Raw genomic sequence first — 20930 nt, 5'->3', positions numbered from 1 at the left:
TTTCATTTTTTTAAGTCTTGACAAAAAAAGCCGATAGTCCTAAAACTATCGGCTTTTTTATAACTAACACAAATATTTTTTATTTTACAAATTTGTCGATGATGGCATCAGATTCTGCTTTTGTAGCAGTTGGTTTTAAATCGAACAAAAGAGAATAAAGCGCTTTCCTGTCTACTTTAGCTTCTAAGTTTAAGTCTTTATGTCTGTCAAAAAGAGTTTGCCATTTGTCACGAACATTTTTCCAAAGAGCATTATTTGCTACCCACCATTTTTGTCCGGCGATACATTTACTATCTGCTACTTTAGTGTAAACATCCATACCTTTTTCCTGTGCTAACAAAACATCTTTTCCGCTGTCATCGCGAATCAATTTGTCATTGTCTTGTTCATGATTCCATCCTGTAGCAGTAATTTCGTGAATGTTTCTTCTTTTTAAAACATTATAGTCATTACGTTTTGTTTGCTCTCTTCTAGGTAGCGGAGCATCAGCAACGTTTGCCCAGTAGTCCTTTCCGTCTACATGTACCCATGTAGAGGATCCTTCATATCTAGGGCTATCATCTACCTGATACACTTTTTGAGTCCATTGACCTTTTACGGCTTTTTTGTCCAGTTTTTTATATTTCCACGAACTTGCTTTATCAAAAGAATATAAATCTGTGTTTTCATATAACCAATCTTGTCTCCAGTGTTTAATGATCATATCGTCACTTACTATTAATAAGTGTTGCATTACAATTTTATTAGGAGTGTCTTCTAACAACTCTACCCACTCTAAAGCAGATTCATGTTTAGTTTGAGAAGGCTTATAAGTAAGAGAATCTTTAGGGTATTGAAAAGTTTCTGTAAAATTAAATTTCACTTCATAACAACCACACATAGATTTGATTGATTTAATGTCTTGTTGCTTTTTATCCTGACTGAAACCAAGGCTACAAGTCAAAGCCATAACGGCTGAAAAATAGAGGCTTTTTGAAATCATAATTTATTTTTTTGGTTTTTTAATTTTCGCAAATATATGTATTTTATTTAGAACAAATAAAAATAGTTCATATATTTGCGTCATTATTAAGACTGAATAAAAATAATGAAAACAAAATTGATGCTTTTTGCGGTTGTCCTTTTTTCTCAGATTTCTGTTGGACAGGAAATGCAAAAAGATAGTGTTCAAACAAATGAATTGTCTGAAGTTACGGTTACAACAGCCACAAGAACTGAAAGAGTACTTTCGTCTTTGCCGTTACCTATGACAGTAATTACGTCTGAAACAATTATAAAATCGGGCGTTACAAGATTAAATGAAATTTTAAACGAGCAAACAGGAATTATTTTAATTCCGGATGAAAGCGGATTTGAAGGTGTTCAGATTCAGGGTTTAGACGCAGCTTATACCATGATTCTTATTGATGGACTTCCTCTTGTGGGAAGAAGCTCAGGAGTTTTGGACTTATCGAGAATTTCTGTTGGAAATATAGAAAGAATTGAAATTGTAAAAGGAGCATCATCAGCTTTATATGGTTCAGAAGCAATGGGTGGAGTGATTAATGTAATTACAAAAAGACCTAGAAAAGATATGTTTTCAGGTAATCTTTCTTATCGATATGGTACATTTAATACCAATGATGCTAATTCTAATTTACTTTGGAAAAAGAAAAAATTTGGAGCAAACTTATTTGCCAATTTTTACTCGACTGACGGTTTTGATCTGGATAAAAACACATGGTTGCAAAATGTTGAAAAATTTCATAATACCACAATTCAGCCCAAAATATACTATGATTTTTCAGATAATCTGAAGCTTACCGTTAGCAATCGTTTTTTTAATCAAAAGATAGATAACAAAGCTATAATTGAATCTGAAAGATATAGAGGTGATGCAAAAGAAAATGAATGGAATTCGCAAATTAAATTAGAACACAGATGGAACCCCAGATTAAACTGGGAATATGAATTGTATGCTACCAATTATAAGAATGATTCTTTTTTGAATGATCCGGATAATGTACTTTTTGAAAAAACATACTATAATCAGTGGCTTGTTCGACCGGAAATAAGGACAACTTGGTCTATAAATAATGATAAATTAACAGCAGGGGCAGGATTAAATTATGAGACTTTAGATCGTACCTATTTTGCTAATAATGTCAAGTTTAATTCACAATATTTTTATCTGCAATATGACTATAATCCCACAGAAAAACTAAATATTCTTGCCGGATTCAGATATGATAATCATAGCGAATATGCATCGCAATTAAGCCCGAAATTAGCGGCAAACTATAAATTTAATAACAGTTTTTCTCTAAAAGGTTCAGTAGGATATGGTTATAAAGCACCGGATTTCCGTCAGTTATATTTCGATTTTACAAATCCATCGGTAGGCTATACTGTTTTGGGATATAATGTTGCCGAAGCCCGATTAGATGAATTTGCAAGCCAGGATTTGCTTTCGTCAAGAGTAGCTGGAATCAATTTTGATGAACCGTTGAAACCGGAAAGTTCGATCAATTATAATTTTGGAGGCTATTATAAAAAAAACAAACTTAAAATAGAACTAAACGCTTTCTACAATTCGATAAGCGATTTAATTGATACGGGTGTTGTTGCTACCAAAAAAAATGGACAAAACATTTTTAGCTACTTCAATTACAGTAAAGTTTTTACTTATGGTTTAGAGTTTAATTCTGCTTATGATTTTACGAAAGACTTTTCAGTTTCGCTTGGATACCAATATTTGACTGCTAAAGATAAATCGGTTGTTGATAATTTTGAAGAGCATCAATACATCCGTAATTCTGATTTACAAACCGTTAAAATTAATAAATCAGATTATTTCGGATTATACAACAGATCAAAACATACGGCCAATATTAAATTTGCTTATACCATTCCGTCACTTAAAACAGACATCAACTTGCGTGTTCTTTATCGAAGCAAATACGGATTGTTTGATACCAACGGAAATGGAATTCTCGACAAATACGACAATTTTATAGGAGATTATTTTATAGCAAATTTATCAGCCTCAAAAGATATTATGGATAAATTCATGCTTCAGGCCGGAGCTAATAATTTATTTGATTACACAGACCCAGGTCAAATTCCGAGTTTGGCAGGAAGGCAGCTTTATGCACGAATTCAATACAATTTCTAAATCAACAATAATTTAAATACCATTACTATGAAAACAAATTTCTTAAAACTTTCGCTTTTAGCACTAGTGCTTTTTACTGCATCTTGTAGCAGTGATGATGATAAGGATACAACTCCTGAAGTAGTTGTGACAACACCAGTTAAGGATCTTTATGCACCACAATCAGGTGGTCAAGGACAACCTATCACTGGTGATTATACAAAATTCAGTTTTTCTGAAAACAAAGTTGTTACTGGTGATAAATGGGATGTCGCTTTTCGTGGAACGTTTATTATTGTAAATGGTGGAGCAAAAGTTAATGTCGATGACGCAGGTGAACCGGCAAGAACAGGGTCAGGAGCTATTAGTATTGTTTCTAATGCTTTTGGAGCTGTAACAGCATTTCCTGCAGCATCTACTTTTAAACAAGATGCAGCTACAGTTTACTCAATTCCTGCAGTAAGCGGACAAGGATGGTATAATTATGCAAACACTATAATTTCTCCTATTGCAGGGAAAGTTTTTGTAGTGAAAACTCATGATGGCAAATACGCAAAATTTGAAATTTTAAGTTACTACAAAGGAGCACCTGCAACTCCAACGGCAGAATCTGCATCAAGATATTATACTTTCAATTTTGCATACCAGGCTAATAGCACTACAACATTCTAAGAAAATATTCAAGAGGAATAATATACTTCTGGCACTAGTTTCGTAATGAAAATAAATTATTCACGCTGATTTTAGGCGGAATGATGATTGTATTTTTAAGCTTTGAAAGTCAATATTATATGATACAATACATTAAAATTTAGTTAATCATTAGCTTTGTTTTTTTTATTTTTTTTTGATAAAGAGGTTAGATTCATCTAGCCTCTTTTTTTGTTTTATTTTAATGTTAAAAATAATTCGTAAATTAATGTTTAATTCTATCTTTGCGCATACTTTTTTATAAGGAAATAGCAGACATTTTGATTTTAAAAAAAAAGTTAATCCTTTCTTCAAATTTATTATTACTAGTGAATACAAAATCTTATTTTTTTCAGTCTTTTGCAATTGTAGCATTGGCATTCGTAGCTTTCATTGGATTTAAACAAATCTTGCCAGATAAAATTTTTCCGGATAGTAAAGTAGATTCTAAAAATGTACTTATCGATAGTTTGCTTTTAGAATCTGTTGCAAACGATTCCTTGGCGCTAAAAGGGGACAGTATTTCTGAAAGTGAAAAAAACGAAGCAGGAGAAAAAATCAATTTTGATGCTGCTGAAGGAATCGAATTTCCGTCTGAAACTTTCGATAACTATAAAGGATATCAATACCTGATTTCTTTTTATGAAAAATTATATCAGCTCGAAAAAAATCCACAAGCAAAAGTAAGAATCGCTTATTACGGGGATTCCATGACAGATGGAGATTTAATCGTGCAGGATGTTCGATCCAATTATCAGGAACGTTTTGGCGGTAATGGTGTTGGTTTTGTTTCTATCACTTCAGAATCTGCAGCTTCAAGAGGATCTGTTAAATCTACTTATTCTAAAAACTGGAAAACACTATCGTATTTAAATATCAAAAATCCGATAAGTCCTTTTGGAGTAAATGGTCATGTCTTTTTTGCAAATGATAAAGCAAATTCAACCTGGGTGCAATATGAGGCAGGTCTTAATAAATACGCAACAACTTTAGATAATCCTACATTGTTTTACGGAAGATCAACCAAAAAAGGAAATGTAAATTTTATTATTGGAAAAGATACTTTACGAAAAAGCCTTGTTCCGAATAATCTCATTAATACATTAAAAGTGACTTCGGGAAGTATAAAAGCATTCAAGGCAAATTTCATTCATGCGGATTCAATTCCAATTTATGGCTTTAATTTTGATAATGGAAGCGGAGTTCATGTTGATAATTTTTCACAAAGAGGAAATTCAGGATTGCCAATTTCGATGTTCAATGCCAATGTAATGCAGGGATTCAATAACAGCTTAAAATACGATTTGGTTATTTTACATTACGGAACCAACGTTTTAAACTACGGAACCAAGAATTATTCATGGTACCAAAAAGGAATGACAAAAGCGGTAAATAAAATAAAGGAATCTTTTCCTGGAGTTTCTGTTTTGATCATTTCAACAGCTGATAAGTCGACCAAATATAATATGGAAATGAAAACAGATTCTGCTGTTGTTCCTTTAATGAAAGCCCAAAAAAGATATGCACTCGAAACCGAATCCGGATTTGTGAATCTGTATACTTTGATGGGAGGCGACGGATCTATGGTAAAATGGGTAGATGAATCGCCGGCAAAAGCCAATAAAGATTATACGCATTTTAACCAGCGAGGAGCAAAAGCTATAGGTAAATTATTATACGATCAATTAAATAAAGGTTACGAGCAATACAAAACATTGCGAGGAAATAGAGAAACTGACGTTAATAAGCGGAAAGCCGTCAGGAAAACAAATACAGATTCCGTTTCTGTAAAAAATGATAGCGTAAATGACTAGATTAATGATTTTCTTTTGTTGTCTTTTTTTTGCAACAAACGATAAAGTGCAAAAAACAGATCCCATTCCAATAACAAAAAACATGATGCATAAGATAGATAGAGCAGTAGTTGATTCTTTTTCGGAGGATAAAATCTATAATGCAAAAGTCTTAGGAAGTTTTTTTAAGAAATTAAAAGAAAACGAAGATCATAATAATCAGAAAATAAGTATTGTTCATATTGGAGATTCTCATATTCAGAGTGATTTAATGACCAATGAAATAAGGCTTAATCTTCAGCAAAAGTTTGGCAATGCCGGCAGAGGGCTGGTTTTTCCTTATCAATTAGCCAAAACAAATGGATCTTATAATGAGCGTTTCTATTCGAACAGAGTGTGGGAAAGTTATCGGAACATTCATTCTTTTAAAAGTGTTCCTGTTGGTTTAAGCGGAATAGGATTATGGAGAGACAATGCTGGTTTTGCAATCGAATTGCGTATAAAAGAGGCAAATTATAAGTTTAATACTATTCATATTATTACGCCCAAAAACGAGAATATGTTTGATTTGGCTACATCATCCCAAACCAAAACAATTCAGTCAACAGAACGAAAAGTCATTACTCACAAAATTAAAAAAGGCGAAGCCATTTCGACAATTGCAGATAAATATAATATCTCGATTGCAGAAATTAAAAGAGAAAATCATCTGAAGTCAAATAACATTCGCGCAGGAAGAACGTTAAGGATCTTAACAAATGAAACGAAACCTAAAAACATTACAAGTTCAGAGTTTGTTACTTTAGATCTTGTATCTGATTCGTTTTCTCATTCCTATCATTCTGATAAAGCATTGGATAAAATATTTCTGATTCCTAATAAAAACGCTGATAAATATGCGCTTAACGGAATCGTTCTGGAAAAAGATGCTCCTGGAATTATGTACAGCGGAATAGGGGTAAACGGTGCAAAATTCTCAGATTATAACAAGTATCCCTTATTCTTTGAGCAGTTAAAAGCTTTGCATCCTGATATGTTGGTTCTTTCCTTTGGAACTAATGAAAGTTATGATCATATGGAAGCTTCGGCTTATATTGAACAGATTCGTCTGTTTATTAAGAAAGTGAGAGAGCAGAATATAAATGTTCCGATAATTATTAGTACGCCAGCACCTTCTTTGCTTAAAGGAAGAAGAACTAATACTTACATATTCGATTATGCGAGAAGTATAATTCAAATGACAGAAACGGACAATGTTGCTGTGTGGGATTTATATGATGAATTTGGAGGAATGCATGGAATCCAGCAATTAAAATCTCAAGGATTAATAGGGCCCGATTGGGTTCATTATTCTAAGAAAGGATACGAAAAACAAGGAAACTTGTTTACAGAGGCGTTTTTAAAAGCATACGATAATTTTAAATTAAAAAAGTAAGTTGATTACAATAGATAACATAAATAATTGGTTTGTTCAAAATTTCGGTGCAGTTACTTTAGAACAGGCTAAAAGTTGGTTTATATACAATCCCGAAGAAAAACTATTGTTTAATACAGGTTTGTTCTTAGGGCTGTTTCTCGTGTTTTATTTTGTGTATGCTTTTTTACGCAAAACATTTTATTTGAGATTAACATACGTTATTCTCTTCTCGCTTTTCTTTTATTATAAGTCAAGCGGAATCTACTTTTTACTCTTATTGCTTTCCTCAGTTGTAGATTATGGCTTGAGCCAAATTATCTATAGAGAAGCAAAGGACAGTCGAAAGAAAATCTATTTGATTATCAGTGTGATCCTGAATTTAGGATTACTGGGCTATTTCAAATACATGAATTTTATGATTGTAACATTCAATGATATGTTTCATGGTAACTATAAGCTTCATGATATTTTTCTGCCTGTCGGGATTTCATTCTATACGTTTCAATCGATGAGTTACATTATCGAGATTTATCGTGAAGAAATCAAGCCAACAAAAAATTACATCGAATACTTATTTTTCGTTTCGTTTTTCCCGCAGTTAGTAGCAGGCCCAATTGTTAGGGCAAAAGATTTCTTACCACAGATTTACCAAAAATTAAATCTAACTAAACAAGATGTAAACAACGCCTTGTTTTTAATTATTGGCGGATTGATAAAGAAAACTGTAATCTCGAATTACATCTCGATAAATTTTGTCGACCGTGTTTTCGATACGCCAATGAATTATACGTCGTTCGAAAATTTAATGGCATCTTACGGATATGCTATTCAAATTTATTGTGATTTCTCTGGATATTCAGATATGGCAATCGGAATCGCATTGTTGTTGGGGTTCAAATTACCGGCCAACTTTAGAACGCCATATAAATCAACTTCGATCACTGATTTCTGGAGAAGATGGCATATTTCATTATCAACCTGGCTAAAAGATTTCTTGTATATTTCTATAGGAGGAAATCGTGAAGGAACATTCGCGGGATTTTTATTCCCAAGTTTATTCTTCTTCGGATTATTGCTTTGGGGAATGTCAAATATAAACGAGAGTTTTATTCCGTTAGGTATAGCAATTGGGGCAATCGTATTGTTCTCTTTGACATTTTTACTTTCAAAGAAAAAGCATCAAACATTGGTAACCAATTTCAATTTGTTTACTACAATGCTTTTAGGGGGATTATGGCATGGAGCCGGTGCACAATTTATTGTTTGGGGAGCCTTACACGGATTAGCATTAGCAGTTCATAAAATTTTTATGGAATTTTTCCCATCCAAAAAAGAAGGAAAAGGTTCAAATTTCTTATGGACGTTTTTCTCTATCGTAATTACATTTCATTTCGTAGTGTTCTGTTGGATCTTTTTCCGCGCCAGAGATTTCGAAACAGCCTTACAGGTTATCAACAATATTGGTCAGCTAACATTCGAACCAGAACATTGGCAAGCCATTATATTAGGATATAAAAATGTATTCTTATTGATGCTTTTTGGATATGTTTGGCATTTCTTACCGGAAACCATTACATCAAAAATGAAATTTGTTTTCGATAAAACTCCATTAATAGGAAAAGCAATTATCCTTGGTTTCGTTTATTGGATTGTTTACGCTACAGCTGTGGCAGGTTCACAGCCGTTTATTTACTTCCAATTTTAAAAAAAAAGGTTCATAGCCACAAAGACACAAAGGCGCAAAGATTATTTTTTCTTTGTGCCTTTTTTATATTTTTTGCTCAAAGAAATTAAAAAAAAAGCAAACTTTGTGTCTTCGACTCTTCGTGGCAAAACTAAACTTCGTGGCAAAAAAAGCACTTAAATAAAAATTGCCTGAAATACCTAATTAGATTATCTTTGCACTTCAAATAAAGAAAAAATTATGTTTGATAATTTAAGTGATAAGTTAGATAAAGCCTTCCATATATTAAAAGGGCACGGTAAAATTACAGAAGTAAACGTAGCCGATACCTTAAAAGAAGTTCGTCGTGCCTTATTAGATGCCGATGTTAACTTTAAAATTGCTAAAGATTTTACTACCAAAGTAAAAGAAAAAGCAATAGGTCAGGACGTTTTAACCACACTTCAGCCAGGACAATTATTGGTGAAGTTAGTAAAAGACGAACTAACTGAATTAATGGGTGGCGATGTTGCCGGAATCAATCTTTCTGGTAATCCGAGTATTATTTTGATGTCAGGACTTCAGGGTTCTGGTAAAACAACTTTCTCTGGTAAACTTGCCAACTTCTTAAAAACAAAGAAAAATAAAAAGCCACTTCTTGTAGCGTGTGATATCTACCGTCCTGCGGCGATCAATCAGTTGCATGTTGTTGGAGATCAAATAGGCGTTGAGGTATATTCAGAGCCGGAAAATAAAAATCCTGTAGAAATTGCTCAAAACGCAATCAAACACGCAAAAGCAAACGGTTTCAATGTTGTAATCGTCGATACTGCAGGTCGTTTGGCAGTAGACAAAGAAATGATGGATGAAATTGCCCGTGTTCACAAAGCAATTGAGCCACAGGAAACCTTGTTTGTTGTTGATGCAATGACAGGACAAGATGCTGTAAACACAGCAAAAGCCTTCAACGATATCTTAAACTTTGACGGAGTTATCTTAACCAAATTAGATGGAGATACTCGTGGTGGAGCAGCAATTTCGATTAAAACCGTTGTAAACAAACCAATCAAATTTGTAGGTACAGGCGAGAAGATGGAAGCAATTGATGTTTTCTATCCGGATCGTATGGCCGAGCGTATCTTAGGTATGGGAGACGTTGTGTCTCTTGTAGAAAGAGCGCAAGAACAATTTGATGAGGAAGAAGCCAGAAAACTTCAAAAGAAAATCGCTAAAAACGAATTTGGTTTTGATGATTTCTTAACGCAAATTCAGCAAGTAAAGAAAATGGGTAATATGAAAGACCTGGTTGGCATGATACCAGGAGCTTCAAAAGCCATGAAGGATGTAGAAATCGAAGATGATGCTTTCAAACATATCGAAGCCATCATTCACTCGATGACACCAATCGAAAGAAGCAAGCCGGCCATAATCGACGTAAAAAGGAAAGCCAGAATCGCTAAAGGTTCCGGAACCAAAGTCGAGCAGGTAAATCAGTTAATGAAGCAATTCGACCAAATGAGCAAAATGATGAAGATGATGCAAGGTCCAGGCGGAAAAAACCTGATGAAAATGATGGGAGGCATGAAAGGAATGCCAGGCGGAATGCCAAGATAAAAAAATAAGAAAAAAGTTTCAAGTTTAAAGTTTCAGGTTCGAGACTAAAACTTGAAACTTTTTTGATTAAAATAAACGCAAGTTTTAGCTTTTTAAAACTTGAAACTTTAAACCTGAAACATTTTAACTACAGAATAATGCAACTACTAGACGGTAAAAAAACAGCTGAAGACATTAAAAACGAAATTGCAGCCGAAGTTCAATCGATAAAAGATGCCGGAGGAAAAGTACCTCATTTGGCAGCCGTAATCGTTGGTACAAACGGGGCAAGTTTAACTTACGTAGGAAGTAAAGTAAAATCTTGCCAGCAAATAGGCTTCGATTCTACTTTAGTAAGTTTACCCGAAGATATTACCGAAGAAGCTTTACTGGCAAAAATCAAAGAACTAAACGAAGATGACGATCTTGATGGTTTCATCGTTCAGTTGCCTTTACCAAAACATATCGACGAACAAAAAATCTTATTGGCAATCGATCCAGATAAAGATGTTGATGGTTTTCACCCAACCAACTTCGGGAGAATGGCTTTAGAGATGGAAAGCTTTATTCCTGCAACGCCATTCGGTATCATGCAATTACTAGAGCGTTACAACGTAGAAACTGCCGGAAAACATACCGTAGTAATTGGTAGAAGCCACATTGTAGGCCGACCAATGAGTATTTTAATGAGCCGTAAAGGAAATCCTGGAGATTCAACCGTTACGCTAACACATAGCCGAACTAAAAATTTAGCCGAATTCACTAAAAATGCAGATATCATTATCACCGCTTTAGGAGTTCCTGAATTCTTAAAAGGAGACATGGTTAAAGACGGAGTTGTAATTATAGATGTTGGAATTACTCGTGTAGACGATGCATCAAACCCAAAAGGTTACGTAATCAAAGGCGACGTTGATTTTGACGAAGTAAGTAAAAAATCATCATTTATTACGCCAGTTCCTGGTGGAGTAGGACCAATGACAATTGCAATGTTACTTAAAAATACACTTTTAGCAAGAAAAATGAGAAGCGCGAAAAAATAATTCTTTTCAAATAAAAATAAACAAAGCCTATTCAATCGAGTAGGCTTTGTTGTTTGATATACTTTGGGCGTGACCGTATTTACAAAAGGCGCTACTTAACATGCCGCTTATGTGCGCCTTTCGTAAATACGGTCGGGCTATCCACGCTACTTCGGTAGCCAGCTCCTATCCCTCACGCAGCTTTACGTTCATTCATGAAGTCCATCAAAATTATAAGTATTTAAATCGCTATTCGAATTTATGATAGAGTCCCATCGGGACGATATATTTATAGATATCTATGAATTTTGTCTTTCAGAACCCCATCGGGGTGGCATATAAAAATTACAGTTAAGGCGACTTCATAAAAAAAAAATCAATTTTCTATTTGTCAATTCAAAATAAAATATAACTTTGCACTACAAAGTACTTTATTTATGAATCAGAAGCACCAAGAAGATTTAGCACACATTCGTTCCATGATGGAGCGCTCTTCAAGATTTATATCCCTAAGCGGACTCTCAGGAGTTTTTGCGGGCCTATCAGCTTTAATTGGCGGATTGTACGTTTATCAATTATTCAAAGCAAATGGCATTGAATATTTCGACGACCAGCAAATCACAATTACTTCTGGTTTGGTGTCTCAATTGTTCTTTACAGGATTAATCATTTTGGCCTTTGCTTTTGTTTTCGGATTAACCTTTACCATTAGAAAAAGCAGAAAATACGATTTACCAATTTGGACATCGGCAACAAAAAATATGTTGTTCAATTTAGCGGTTCCTCTTTTGGCCGGAGGCATATTTTGTCTGGCACTTTTATACCACGAAATTTATGGATTAGTAGCTCCGGCTACCTTAATTTTTTACGGTTTAGCACTTGTAAATGCAGAAAAATATACGTTTTCGGATGTTAAGTACTTAGGATTCTGTGAATTATTTTTAGGATTTATTTCTCTTTTTTATATCGGATATGGTTTAGTTTTTTGGATAGTAGGTTTTGGTATTTTGCATATCTTGTACGGACTAATAATGTTCAAAAAATATAAATAAATCCACGCAATGGGAATTATTGATAAACTAAATAAAGATTTTGAAAGCCGTGTCAGATTGGGTATTATGTCCGTTCTGATGGTCAATGAATGGGTTGATTTTACCGAGATGAAAAACCTCCTGAACATCACAGACGGTAATTTGGCCAGCCATTCCTCAGCGCTCGAAAAATCAGAATATATCGAAGTCAAAAAAGAGTTTGTGGGCAAAAAGCCTAAAACTTCTTATCAGGTAACTCCCAGAGGACGTGCGGCCTTTAAAGAACACCTTTCGTACCTCGAAAAATTAATGAAATCGTAATAACGCTATTTTTTTTGTCTAAACACTTTGAAACACAAAGTACTTTTAAAATTGAAATAAATGAAATCAGCACTTAAATATGGGAAAATCCTTTAAGAAAAGCTGATAAAATAGTAAACAAATAAAAAAATAAAATCAACAAAAATGAAAAAACATCAAATCATTCTAGCTTGCAGTATAATATTTACACTGCTTTTTTACAACGAGTCAATAGGAGTAAACCTCGCTATTTTTGGACTATTATTAACCGGTTCAATCTGTTATTTCTTTCAGGATCGGTTTACAGACAGATCACATTTGATCTTGGTTGTTACTTCGGTTTTATCTTGTCTGGCTTTTGCCTGGTACGGAGATTTTGTTTCTTTTTTGGCTTTGGCAATGTCCATTCTCTTTTTACAGTTTAAAACCCAGGAATCAAAACTTAAAATTGTACAGGTATTTCCGTTAATATTTTTAAATGCATTCGCTTCCATTGGTCGTATTTTTATTTTCAGCCAATGGCTTCCGGAAAGAAAAATTCATAACAACTTTGCCAAGAAGTTAGTCGCTTACTTCATTATCCCAACGATTTTTATAATAGTCTTTTTTACAGCATATTCTTTCGGTAGCTCACATTTTTCTTCTTTACTAACAGATTATACTTTAGATATCGATATTGTCGAAGTGATTTTAATTGGAATTTTAGGATTTTACATTTCCTTCAGTTTCTGGAATTACTGGGTACCAGAAGTTTGTTATGAGAAAAATGACTTATTAGACAATGATTTTAAGAATATAGCCGAAATTAAAAGTCAGAATACATTTTCGTTTTTAGATATAGATTTCGAAAGAAAAAGTGGTGAGATTACTTTAGTATTGCTCAACTTTTTACTCGTAGTATTCATCATAACTTATAATTACGAGCAATTTTTTGAAGTAGTAGAAAAATCAAACTTAAGTGCCGATACACACGAAAGAGTCAATTCAGTAATTTTTTCAATTATTATGGCGGTTGGTGTAATTATGTTCTATTTCAAGGGCGGATTCAATTTTGATAAAAAAGCAGCTAATCTCAAAAAACTGGCTAAAATCTGGATTGTCTTAAACGGGCTTTTGATCGTAAGCACCATTATTAAAAACTCAGAATACATTTCGGTTTTCGGATTAACTTATAAGCGATTGGGAGTTTATGCTTTTCTAATCCTGGCCATTATAGGTTTAGTTTTTGTTTTTCGAAAGATCACAAAACAAAAAACAAACGCTTATCTGGCAAATCAAATGGTATGGTATTTTTACGGAACGGTTTTGCTGTGCAGTTTTGTAAACTGGGGAAACCTTATTACTACTTATAATATTGCAGTAAACAAATGTGTCGAACCGATATTTTTGAGCCGTTTGAATTTTAATGATGAAGCCCGAAGAGAATATTTCTCAAAACTTCATTTAGATGGACAATTAATTGAAATTAGAAAAGAGGAAGAAATTGATGAATATCAGAACAAAACATTTTTATCAAAAGCATTGTACTATGAGTTTTTGAATAATAAAAAATAATTTTTTCCTGAAACCACCTTTAGTAAAATACTGAAGGTGGTTTTTTAGTATTTAATTATACTTTTAAACTTTTGGGTTTTAAAAATAAAGGATACTTTTGCACCACTTAAAAAAAAACTTCTCCAATGGACGATTATTATTCGTTAGTATTAAATTAAAATAGCTTTTGAAACTTTTCAAAATGCTATGATAAAACCCTGCAATTTTGAAATGAAAGCCTTTTACAAAAACAACAACGGATTAATCGAGACACAAGAATGGACTCCAAACTGCTGGATCAATATTGAGTCTCCTTCAGAAACAGAAAAAAAATACTTACTCGAAGAACTTCAGGTTCCTGAAGCCTTTTACAATGATATTGAAGATATCGACGAAAGACCCCGTATGGAATCAGAAGACGGCTGGACTTTGTTTATCATGCGTATTCCGGTAAAAAGTAATGATATTAAACTGCCTTTTCAAACCATTCCCCTTGGATTAATTTTTAAAGAAGATGTTTGCGTTACCATTAGTTTTTACGAAACCGAAATTATTTCTGATTTTGTACAATATACCAACCGCAAAAATATACACATAAAAGATAATTTTGATTTGGTTTTAAGATTATTATTGTCCTCAAGTGTTTGGTATTTAAAATACCTCAAACAAATTAATCAAAAGATAAAGCTTGCCGAAGATAATTTAGAGAAGTCAATCAAGAACGAAGAATTACAGGCACTTTTGCAAATAGAAAAATGTCTTGTGTTTTTTATTACTTCCCTAAAAGGAAATGATGTTTTGTTTCATCGAATTAAAAATTTAAAAGCCAAAAGAGAACATTTTGATCAGGATTTATTAGAAGATGTTGATATCGAATTAAGTCAGGCACAAGATACAGCCAATATTTACAGTAATATCTTGACCGGAATGATGGATGCTTATGCTTCAGTGATTTCGAACAATATGAATAATATTATGAAGCAAATGACTTCGATTTCTATTATTTTAATGATCCCTACTTTAATCGCCAGTTTATACGGAATGAACGTGCCGAACGGTTTAGAAGAAAGTAAATACGGAATCTGGATATTACTTTTAGTATCGGTAATCTTATCCATTTTTGGTGTTTATCTGTTCAAAAGAAGAAGATGGTTCTGATAAAATAATTTAGGTAACTATTAAATAAAAAAGACCCTTTCGTTCTGCGAAAGGGTCTTTTTTATAGGATCAATTTAGTAATCTCCTTTTTTCTTAAATCTGGGATCATCCTTTGATATAAAATCGGTACGTCGTTTAGGAACATCATCTTTAGATAAAAAATCCGTTCTTCGTCTTGGACTTGGAGTTTCGACTTTTGGAAAACTTGCTTCTTCAGTTTTGCTTGAGGGTTCTATTAAATGATTTAATTCTTTGATTTCATCATCGGTCAAATCACGATAGCGCCCAACCGGAACATCAAGCGAAATATTGATGATTCTGATACGTTTAAGCGCCGTAACATCATAACCCAGATATTCAGTCATTCTACGAATTTGGCGGTTTAAACCCTGCGTTAATATGATTTTAAATGTAAATTGACTAATTTGTTCTACTTTACATTTTTTGGTCACAGTATCCAGAATCGGAATACCATTTCCCATGCGTTGTATAAAACGTTCTGTAATAGGTTTGTTTACTGTTACCGTATATTCTTTTTCGTGATTGTTTCTGGCGCGTAAAATCTTGTTTACGATATCGCCGTCATTCGTCATGAAAATTAATCCTTCACTGGCTTTATCCAATCTTCCAATTGGAAAAATACGTTTTGGATAATTAATATAATCTACAATATTATTTCGAACTTCAAGATTCGTTGTACATTCGATTCCAACAGGTTTATTGAAAGCCAGGTATACCAATTTTTCGTGTTTCTCCACAATCAATTTTCCGTCAATACGCACTTCGTCATTTTGCGAAACTTTGGTTCCCATTTCAGGTACAACACCATTTATTGTTACGCGTCCTTCTTCAATAAGCTTATCGGCTTCACGGCGGGAACAATATCCGGTTTCACCAATAAATTTATTCAGACGTTTTAAATTCTCTTCCATACTGCAAAAGTAAGCAAAATTTAGACTTCTTGGATTTTAGATCTTTAGATTGTTAGACTTCTTAGTATTGCAGATTTCAGATTTTAGATTTTCCTCAATCTTGTCACTCCTCGTTTCTTGCAATGACAAAACTAAAGAAGACTATCAAAAGAAAAACCTTAGGGTCTAAGCGTCTTAGAATCTTAGAACCTTTTTTAAGAATGAAACTGCGAACTATCGCTAGGCGTTTCCTTGCGATCAAACATTCCGTAATCTCGAACTATATGGGCGATTCTTAAATGATAATCTTTAAAAACTTCATTTCGTCCTTTTGCCTGAGCATGACGATGCATTTCGAGATTTCTCCATTGCTGAATACTTTCTTCATCTTTCCAGAAAGACAATGATAAAACTTTATCAGGATTGCTAAAACTCTGAAATCGTTCTATTGATATAAATCCTTCAATAGTATCTAATTCTGGGCGAAGACTTGCAGCTATATCAAGATATTCTTCTTTTTTTCCTTCATTAGGAATTACTTCAAAAATTACTGCTATCATATTTTATATTTTAATTGTTGAATTGAATACAGATTCTTTTTGGTAATCTGGCGTTTATAAGGGATTCGTACTGAATTTGACTTTCTAACAATGAAACAAATTTGTAATTCTGAAATAAATGCCAAAGCGCTTCTGTTGCCAAATGAATGGAAAAATATTTTGCCAGACACATATGACCGCCAATTCCAAAAGTTAGATTTTCATTGTTATTGATTCTTTCAATATCAAAATTCACAGGGTTTTCAAACTTTTGAGAATCTCGATTGGCAGAAGCCAAAACAATTAATATTGAATCGCCTTTTTTAATTTGGCTTTCGCCGATGAAAAAATCTTCAATGGCGATTCGTCTTGTATTATGAATCGGAGGATCAAAGCGCAAGGTTTCAATAACCGATTTTTCTATTTCAATTCTGTTTGAAAATGTTTTGTTTTGAATAATTTGTAATAAAGAATTACTCAAAATTCCGCGCCCGGCATCGAAACTCTGAATACATAAACCGATAAAATTACTAACTGCAATTGTACTAATTTCTTCTTTTGAAAGATTATATTGATTCGAAATATTCATTAGTAAAGAATCATAAAAGGGTAGTGAAGAAAGATGTTTTTCAACAGTAAAATAAAGTTTTGCTGAAATTTCATTTATAAATTTTACTTGCTCTTCAGTTTTCTGCGGAAGCATAATTTTGATAAAAGAGTCTATTACTTCTGAAATAAAATCACAGTCATTTTCTTCAAAACCAAAACTTTTTAAAAGAACAAGGATCGGCAATTTTTTGCTGATAGAATTAACCCAGTCGATTTTATTGTTAGCTAAATCATTTTCGATCAATGACGAAGTAATTTTGCTGATGTTAACTGATTTTATATTTGAAAATAACAGCGTTGCAATTTCTTTTGAAATTTCGTGTTGAATTCCATTTGATAATCGTGTTAGATTGTCTAGAATTTTCAAAGCAAATTCATTCAGTTTTTGTTCATTATCTGGATTTACAATCGGAATTTCGACTTTATTGTTTTTTAGAATTTCGACACAATATCGATAAGAATAAATTGCCCAGATTTTGTTGGTTTTATCCCAGTAAACAGGATTTTTGTCCATCATTAATTTATAAACTGAATAAGGATTCTGGATGTCTGATTGAACGAATAAACTTGAGGTCATTGTATTTTATTTTTAACAAAGTTATTTAACTTTACAGGGGAATAGTTCAGTCTGTATTTAACTATGGAATAAAATGGAAGATCAGTTTATAAAAACGGCAACTTTAATTGGTGATGCTACGCGTGCGTCAATTTTGTGGAATTTACTTGACGGAAAAGCATTCACTGCAACTGAATTAGCCATTGCAATCGAAACATCAGCTCAAAACATCAGTATGCATTTAGGAAAACTTCTTGATGCCGATTTGATTTCTGTCGAAAAACAAGGCCGTCATAAATATTACCGATTTTCGAATAAAGAAGTTGCCTACGCCGTTGAAGCAATGGCGAATCTGATTCCGAAACCGGAGATTTCTGCAAAAAAGAAGACAGAAAATTATCCTCCTATAAAATATTGCAGAACGTGTTACGATCATTTAGCAGGTAAAATTGGTGTGGCTTTAGCCGATAGTTTATTAGAACAAAAAATAATTATTGAAAAGAATAATACTTTCGAAGTTACTTCTGAAGGAGAAAAATGGTTCTCAGATTTTGGAGTTAATATTGGAGACGCCAAAAAACAAAAACGAATATTCTTAAAACCTTGCCTCGACTGGAGCGAAAGAAGATATCATATCGCAGGTTCAGTAGGAACTTTGTTATTGAATAAAATGTTGGAACAGGACTGGATAAGAAGAACAAAAGATTCAAGAGTTATTATAATAACAGGAAAAGGAGAAAAAGAAATGTTGAAGTCTTTTAAAATTATTGTTTAAAAACAATTTTGTCATCCCGAGGTACGAGGGATCTCCGTAAGTAGCTCTACAAAGATTGGCGATTTTGATTGCGGAGTTTCTTATGGAGATCCCTCGTACCTCGGGATGACAAAAAATGAGCAGACTAACTCTCGCAGATTTGGCAGATTGAGCAGATTTAATTGAATAAAAAAATCAGCAATATCTGGTAAATCTGCGGGAAAATTTTTTAATAGAAAGTAACCACAATCTTGTCATCTCGACCGAAGGGAGAGATCACACAAGAAGCTCGACATAGATTGGAGATTCTAGGAACAGAATTACTCGTGCGATCCTTCGTGCCTCAGGATGACAAAGTATAATGGTGAAATAAAAAAACTTTGCGACTTAGCGCCTTAGTGGCATTAAACCTTTTCTACAGAAAACAAAAACTCAATTACTTTCTCATACAATTCATCATCATGCATTCCGTGACCTAAACCTTTAGTTTCTATAAACTGACTATTCTTCCAATTACTCGCAATTTTTTTCCCTTCTTCAAAAGCAACAATCTTATCTGAAGTATCGTGCGCAATAAAGCCGGAAACATTAAATTGTGATGCGAACTTTTGCGCAGAGAAATCTCCGATTTTAAAGTTGAATCGATTTATGAATTTACCCTCGAGAAGCGAAAACATTTTGGTATTCAAACTCAACATGGCAATATAATTGTCGATCAAAGTTTTTAAATCTGATGGCGCTCCAAGAATTACCATTTTATTAATACTTGTATTGGGAAATAAATATTGATGATAAACGCAAGCTGCGCCACCAATCGAATGGCCAATAATAATTGTGGGTTGATACTTTTCTACCGCTTTATTAATGAATTCAGCATAAAGCGGAATATTAAATTCTTTGCCGCTGCTTTGTCCGTGTGCGGGAGCATCAATTGCAATAATGGTACTTCCTGATTTTTGAAGATGTGGTAAGGTTTTTTTCCAGCGTGCGGCATTGCTTTCCCAACCGTGAACAAGCAGAATTTTAGTTTCGTTACCTTTCCAGATGTAAGTCTGAAAATGATGTTCGTTATGATGAAACGTTTCAGTTTCAGTATTTTTTAATATTTTGGGTAAATCTTCTTTTTGCAGTCTTCCAATTCTGGGCTGACTAAAGAGGGCATAGGAAAGTTCAACAGCTTTTTGCGGACGAACATAACTTAGAAAATTGATATACGACCCAACCGATTTTAATGTAATGAACCGAATTCCTTTTTTAATTCCCAAAACAAGTAGTTTAATGATAGAAAAATAATTTTTCGAAACTAGATCTAAAAAAGATTCGCCACGAATTTCACAAATTTAGCACGAATTTTTATTCTTAGGATATAAAAATTAGTGAAATTAGTGAAATTCGTGGCGGAAAATTTTGAGTAAAAAAAAGTCCCGATAAAATCGGGACTCGTATTAGAATTTAGAGAACAATTGTTCCATTTTTTCTTTTTCTTCTTCAGCTAATGCGCTGTCAACTAAAATTCTTCCAGAGTGCTCATCAGTAATGATTTTCTTTCTAGAAGCGATTTCTACCTGAGTTTGAGGCGGAATTGTAAAGAATGATCCTGCAGATGCTCCTCTTTCGATAGATACAACAGCTAATCCGTTACGAACACTAGTTCTGATTCTAGTATAAGCAGCTAATAATCTTTCTTCGATTTGAGCAGAGAACTCAGCTGATTTCTCAGATAAGAAGATTTCTTCTTTTTGAGTTTCAGCCATAATAGCATCTAATTCAGATTTTTTATGTTTTAAGTGAGAACTTTTAGCGTCAAGTTTTTCTTTTAAGTTAGAAGTAACTTCTTTCTTATGTTCGATAGAAGCTTTCATTTCTTTGATTTGCTTTTCAGCCAATTGAATTTCTAATTCCTGAAATTCAACCTCTTTAGTCAAAGAATTAAATTCTCTGTTATTACGAACTGATTCTTGTTGTTTTGTGTATTTTTTGATAACCTCTTTGTGCTCATCAATAGCATTTTTCTTTGCTTTGATAAGATCTTCAATAACCTCAAGTTCACTTTTCAATTTCTCTGAACGCGTGCTTAAACCTGCAACTTCATCTTCTAGATCTTCCACTTCTAAAGGAAGTTCTCCTCTCACGTTTCTGATTTCGTCAATTCTAGAGTCAATAAGCTGTAAATCGTATATTGCTCTTAACTTGTCCTCAACACTTAATTCTTTCGTATTCGCCATATT

Annotated in this window: 18 protein-coding genes; 12 read left to right on the top strand and 6 right to left on the bottom strand. The window is 33.4% G+C overall.

What is annotated here, in order from left to right; genetic code table 11:
• Window positions 1-79 precede the first annotated feature (79 nt).
• Complete coding sequence (locus B0M43_RS01330; RefSeq protein WP_065450952.1) at window positions 80-982, bottom strand: DUF6607 family protein; 903 nt, start codon at window positions 980-982, stop codon at window positions 80-82.
• 105 nt (window positions 983-1087) lie between these two features.
• Between B0M43_RS01330 and B0M43_RS01325 the strand changes: the two genes are divergently transcribed.
• From B0M43_RS01325 to B0M43_RS01275, 11 genes are all read left to right on the top strand, one after another.
• Window positions 1088-3154, top strand: a complete 2067-nt coding sequence (locus tag B0M43_RS01325; RefSeq protein ID WP_078005913.1) for a TonB-dependent siderophore receptor — start codon at window positions 1088-1090, stop codon at window positions 3152-3154.
• Window positions 3155-3181: 27 nt separating this feature from the next.
• Complete coding sequence (locus B0M43_RS01320) at window positions 3182-3805, top strand: HmuY family protein (protein ID WP_078005912.1); 624 nt, start codon at window positions 3182-3184, stop codon at window positions 3803-3805.
• Between the two features lie 347 nt (window positions 3806-4152).
• On the top strand, window positions 4153-5637 hold the full coding sequence (locus B0M43_RS01315) for an SGNH/GDSL hydrolase family protein (protein WP_065450955.1): 1485 nt from the start codon (window positions 4153-4155) through the stop codon (window positions 5635-5637).
• Between the two features lie 82 nt (window positions 5638-5719).
• Window positions 5720-7051 carry a GDSL-type esterase/lipase family protein gene (locus B0M43_RS01310; protein WP_246860184.1) on the top strand — a complete coding sequence of 444 codons (1332 nt, stop codon included), beginning with the start codon at window positions 5720-5722 and terminating at the stop codon, window positions 7049-7051.
• Window position 7052: 1 nt separating this feature from the next.
• The gene (locus B0M43_RS01305; RefSeq protein WP_065450957.1) at window positions 7053-8738 is read left to right on the top strand and encodes an MBOAT family protein; all 1686 of its coding nucleotides are present in this window, start codon (window positions 7053-7055) and stop codon (window positions 8736-8738) included.
• Between the two features lie 219 nt (window positions 8739-8957).
• Window positions 8958-10310, top strand: coding sequence for a signal recognition particle protein (gene ffh / locus B0M43_RS01300; RefSeq protein WP_072964887.1), 1353 nt, complete (start codon window positions 8958-8960; stop codon window positions 10308-10310).
• Between the two features lie 137 nt (window positions 10311-10447).
• On the top strand, window positions 10448-11332 hold the full coding sequence (locus B0M43_RS01295) for a bifunctional 5,10-methylenetetrahydrofolate dehydrogenase/5,10-methenyltetrahydrofolate cyclohydrolase (RefSeq protein WP_078006170.1): 885 nt from the start codon (window positions 10448-10450) through the stop codon (window positions 11330-11332).
• 416 nt (window positions 11333-11748) lie between these two features.
• Entirely contained in the window at window positions 11749-12363 is a 615-nt protein-coding gene (locus B0M43_RS01290) for a hypothetical protein (protein WP_078005910.1), read from the top strand.
• A 9-nt stretch (window positions 12364-12372) separates the two neighbouring features.
• Window positions 12373-12663 carry a transcriptional regulator gene (locus B0M43_RS01285; RefSeq protein ID WP_055093284.1) on the top strand — a complete coding sequence of 97 codons (291 nt, stop codon included), beginning with the start codon at window positions 12373-12375 and terminating at the stop codon, window positions 12661-12663.
• Window positions 12664-12807: 144 nt separating this feature from the next.
• Complete coding sequence (locus tag B0M43_RS01280) at window positions 12808-14196, top strand: DUF4173 domain-containing protein (protein WP_078005909.1); 1389 nt, start codon at window positions 12808-12810, stop codon at window positions 14194-14196.
• A 210-nt stretch (window positions 14197-14406) separates the two neighbouring features.
• The gene (locus B0M43_RS01275; protein ID WP_078006168.1) at window positions 14407-15333 is read left to right on the top strand and encodes a magnesium transporter CorA family protein; all 927 of its coding nucleotides are present in this window, start codon (window positions 14407-14409) and stop codon (window positions 15331-15333) included.
• Window positions 15334-15407: 74 nt separating this feature from the next.
• Here the strand turns inward: B0M43_RS01275 and rluF are convergent, their stop codons facing one another.
• The 3 genes from rluF to B0M43_RS01260 all read right to left on the bottom strand — a co-directional run bounded on the left by rluF (window position 15408) and on the right by B0M43_RS01260 (window position 17969).
• Window positions 15408-16265, bottom strand: coding sequence for a 23S rRNA pseudouridine(2604) synthase RluF (rluF, locus tag B0M43_RS01270; RefSeq protein WP_078005908.1), 858 nt, complete (start codon window positions 16263-16265; stop codon window positions 15408-15410).
• A 194-nt stretch (window positions 16266-16459) separates the two neighbouring features.
• Complete coding sequence (locus tag B0M43_RS01265) at window positions 16460-16804, bottom strand: antibiotic biosynthesis monooxygenase (protein WP_078005907.1); 345 nt, start codon at window positions 16802-16804, stop codon at window positions 16460-16462.
• Between the two features lie 10 nt (window positions 16805-16814).
• Window positions 16815-17969: a cytochrome P450 gene (locus tag B0M43_RS01260; protein WP_078005906.1), complete on the bottom strand. Its 1155-nt coding sequence runs from the start codon at window positions 17967-17969 to the stop codon at window positions 16815-16817.
• 73 nt (window positions 17970-18042) lie between these two features.
• Here B0M43_RS01260 and B0M43_RS01255 point away from each other — a divergent pair, with 73 nt between their 5' ends.
• A complete protein-coding gene (locus tag B0M43_RS01255) occupies window positions 18043-18723 on the top strand; it encodes a helix-turn-helix transcriptional regulator (RefSeq protein WP_078005905.1) in 681 nt (226 codons plus the stop codon).
• Window positions 18724-19106: 383 nt separating this feature from the next.
• On the opposite strand, the gene B0M43_RS01250 is transcribed toward B0M43_RS01255, so the two are convergent.
• Entirely contained in the window at window positions 19107-19967 is an 861-nt protein-coding gene (locus B0M43_RS01250) for an alpha/beta fold hydrolase (RefSeq protein ID WP_078005904.1), read from the bottom strand.
• 180 nt (window positions 19968-20147) lie between these two features.
• On the bottom strand, window positions 20148-20927 hold the full coding sequence (locus B0M43_RS01245) for a zinc ribbon domain-containing protein (RefSeq protein ID WP_065450969.1): 780 nt from the start codon (window positions 20925-20927) through the stop codon (window positions 20148-20150).
• Window positions 20928-20930: the final 3 nt, after the last annotated feature.

This window comes from Flavobacterium sp. KBS0721 (assembly GCF_002007065.3).
Taxonomy (GTDB): domain Bacteria; phylum Bacteroidota; class Bacteroidia; order Flavobacteriales; family Flavobacteriaceae; genus Flavobacterium; species Flavobacterium piscis.
This window is presented reverse-complemented; position numbering and strand designations above follow the sequence as displayed.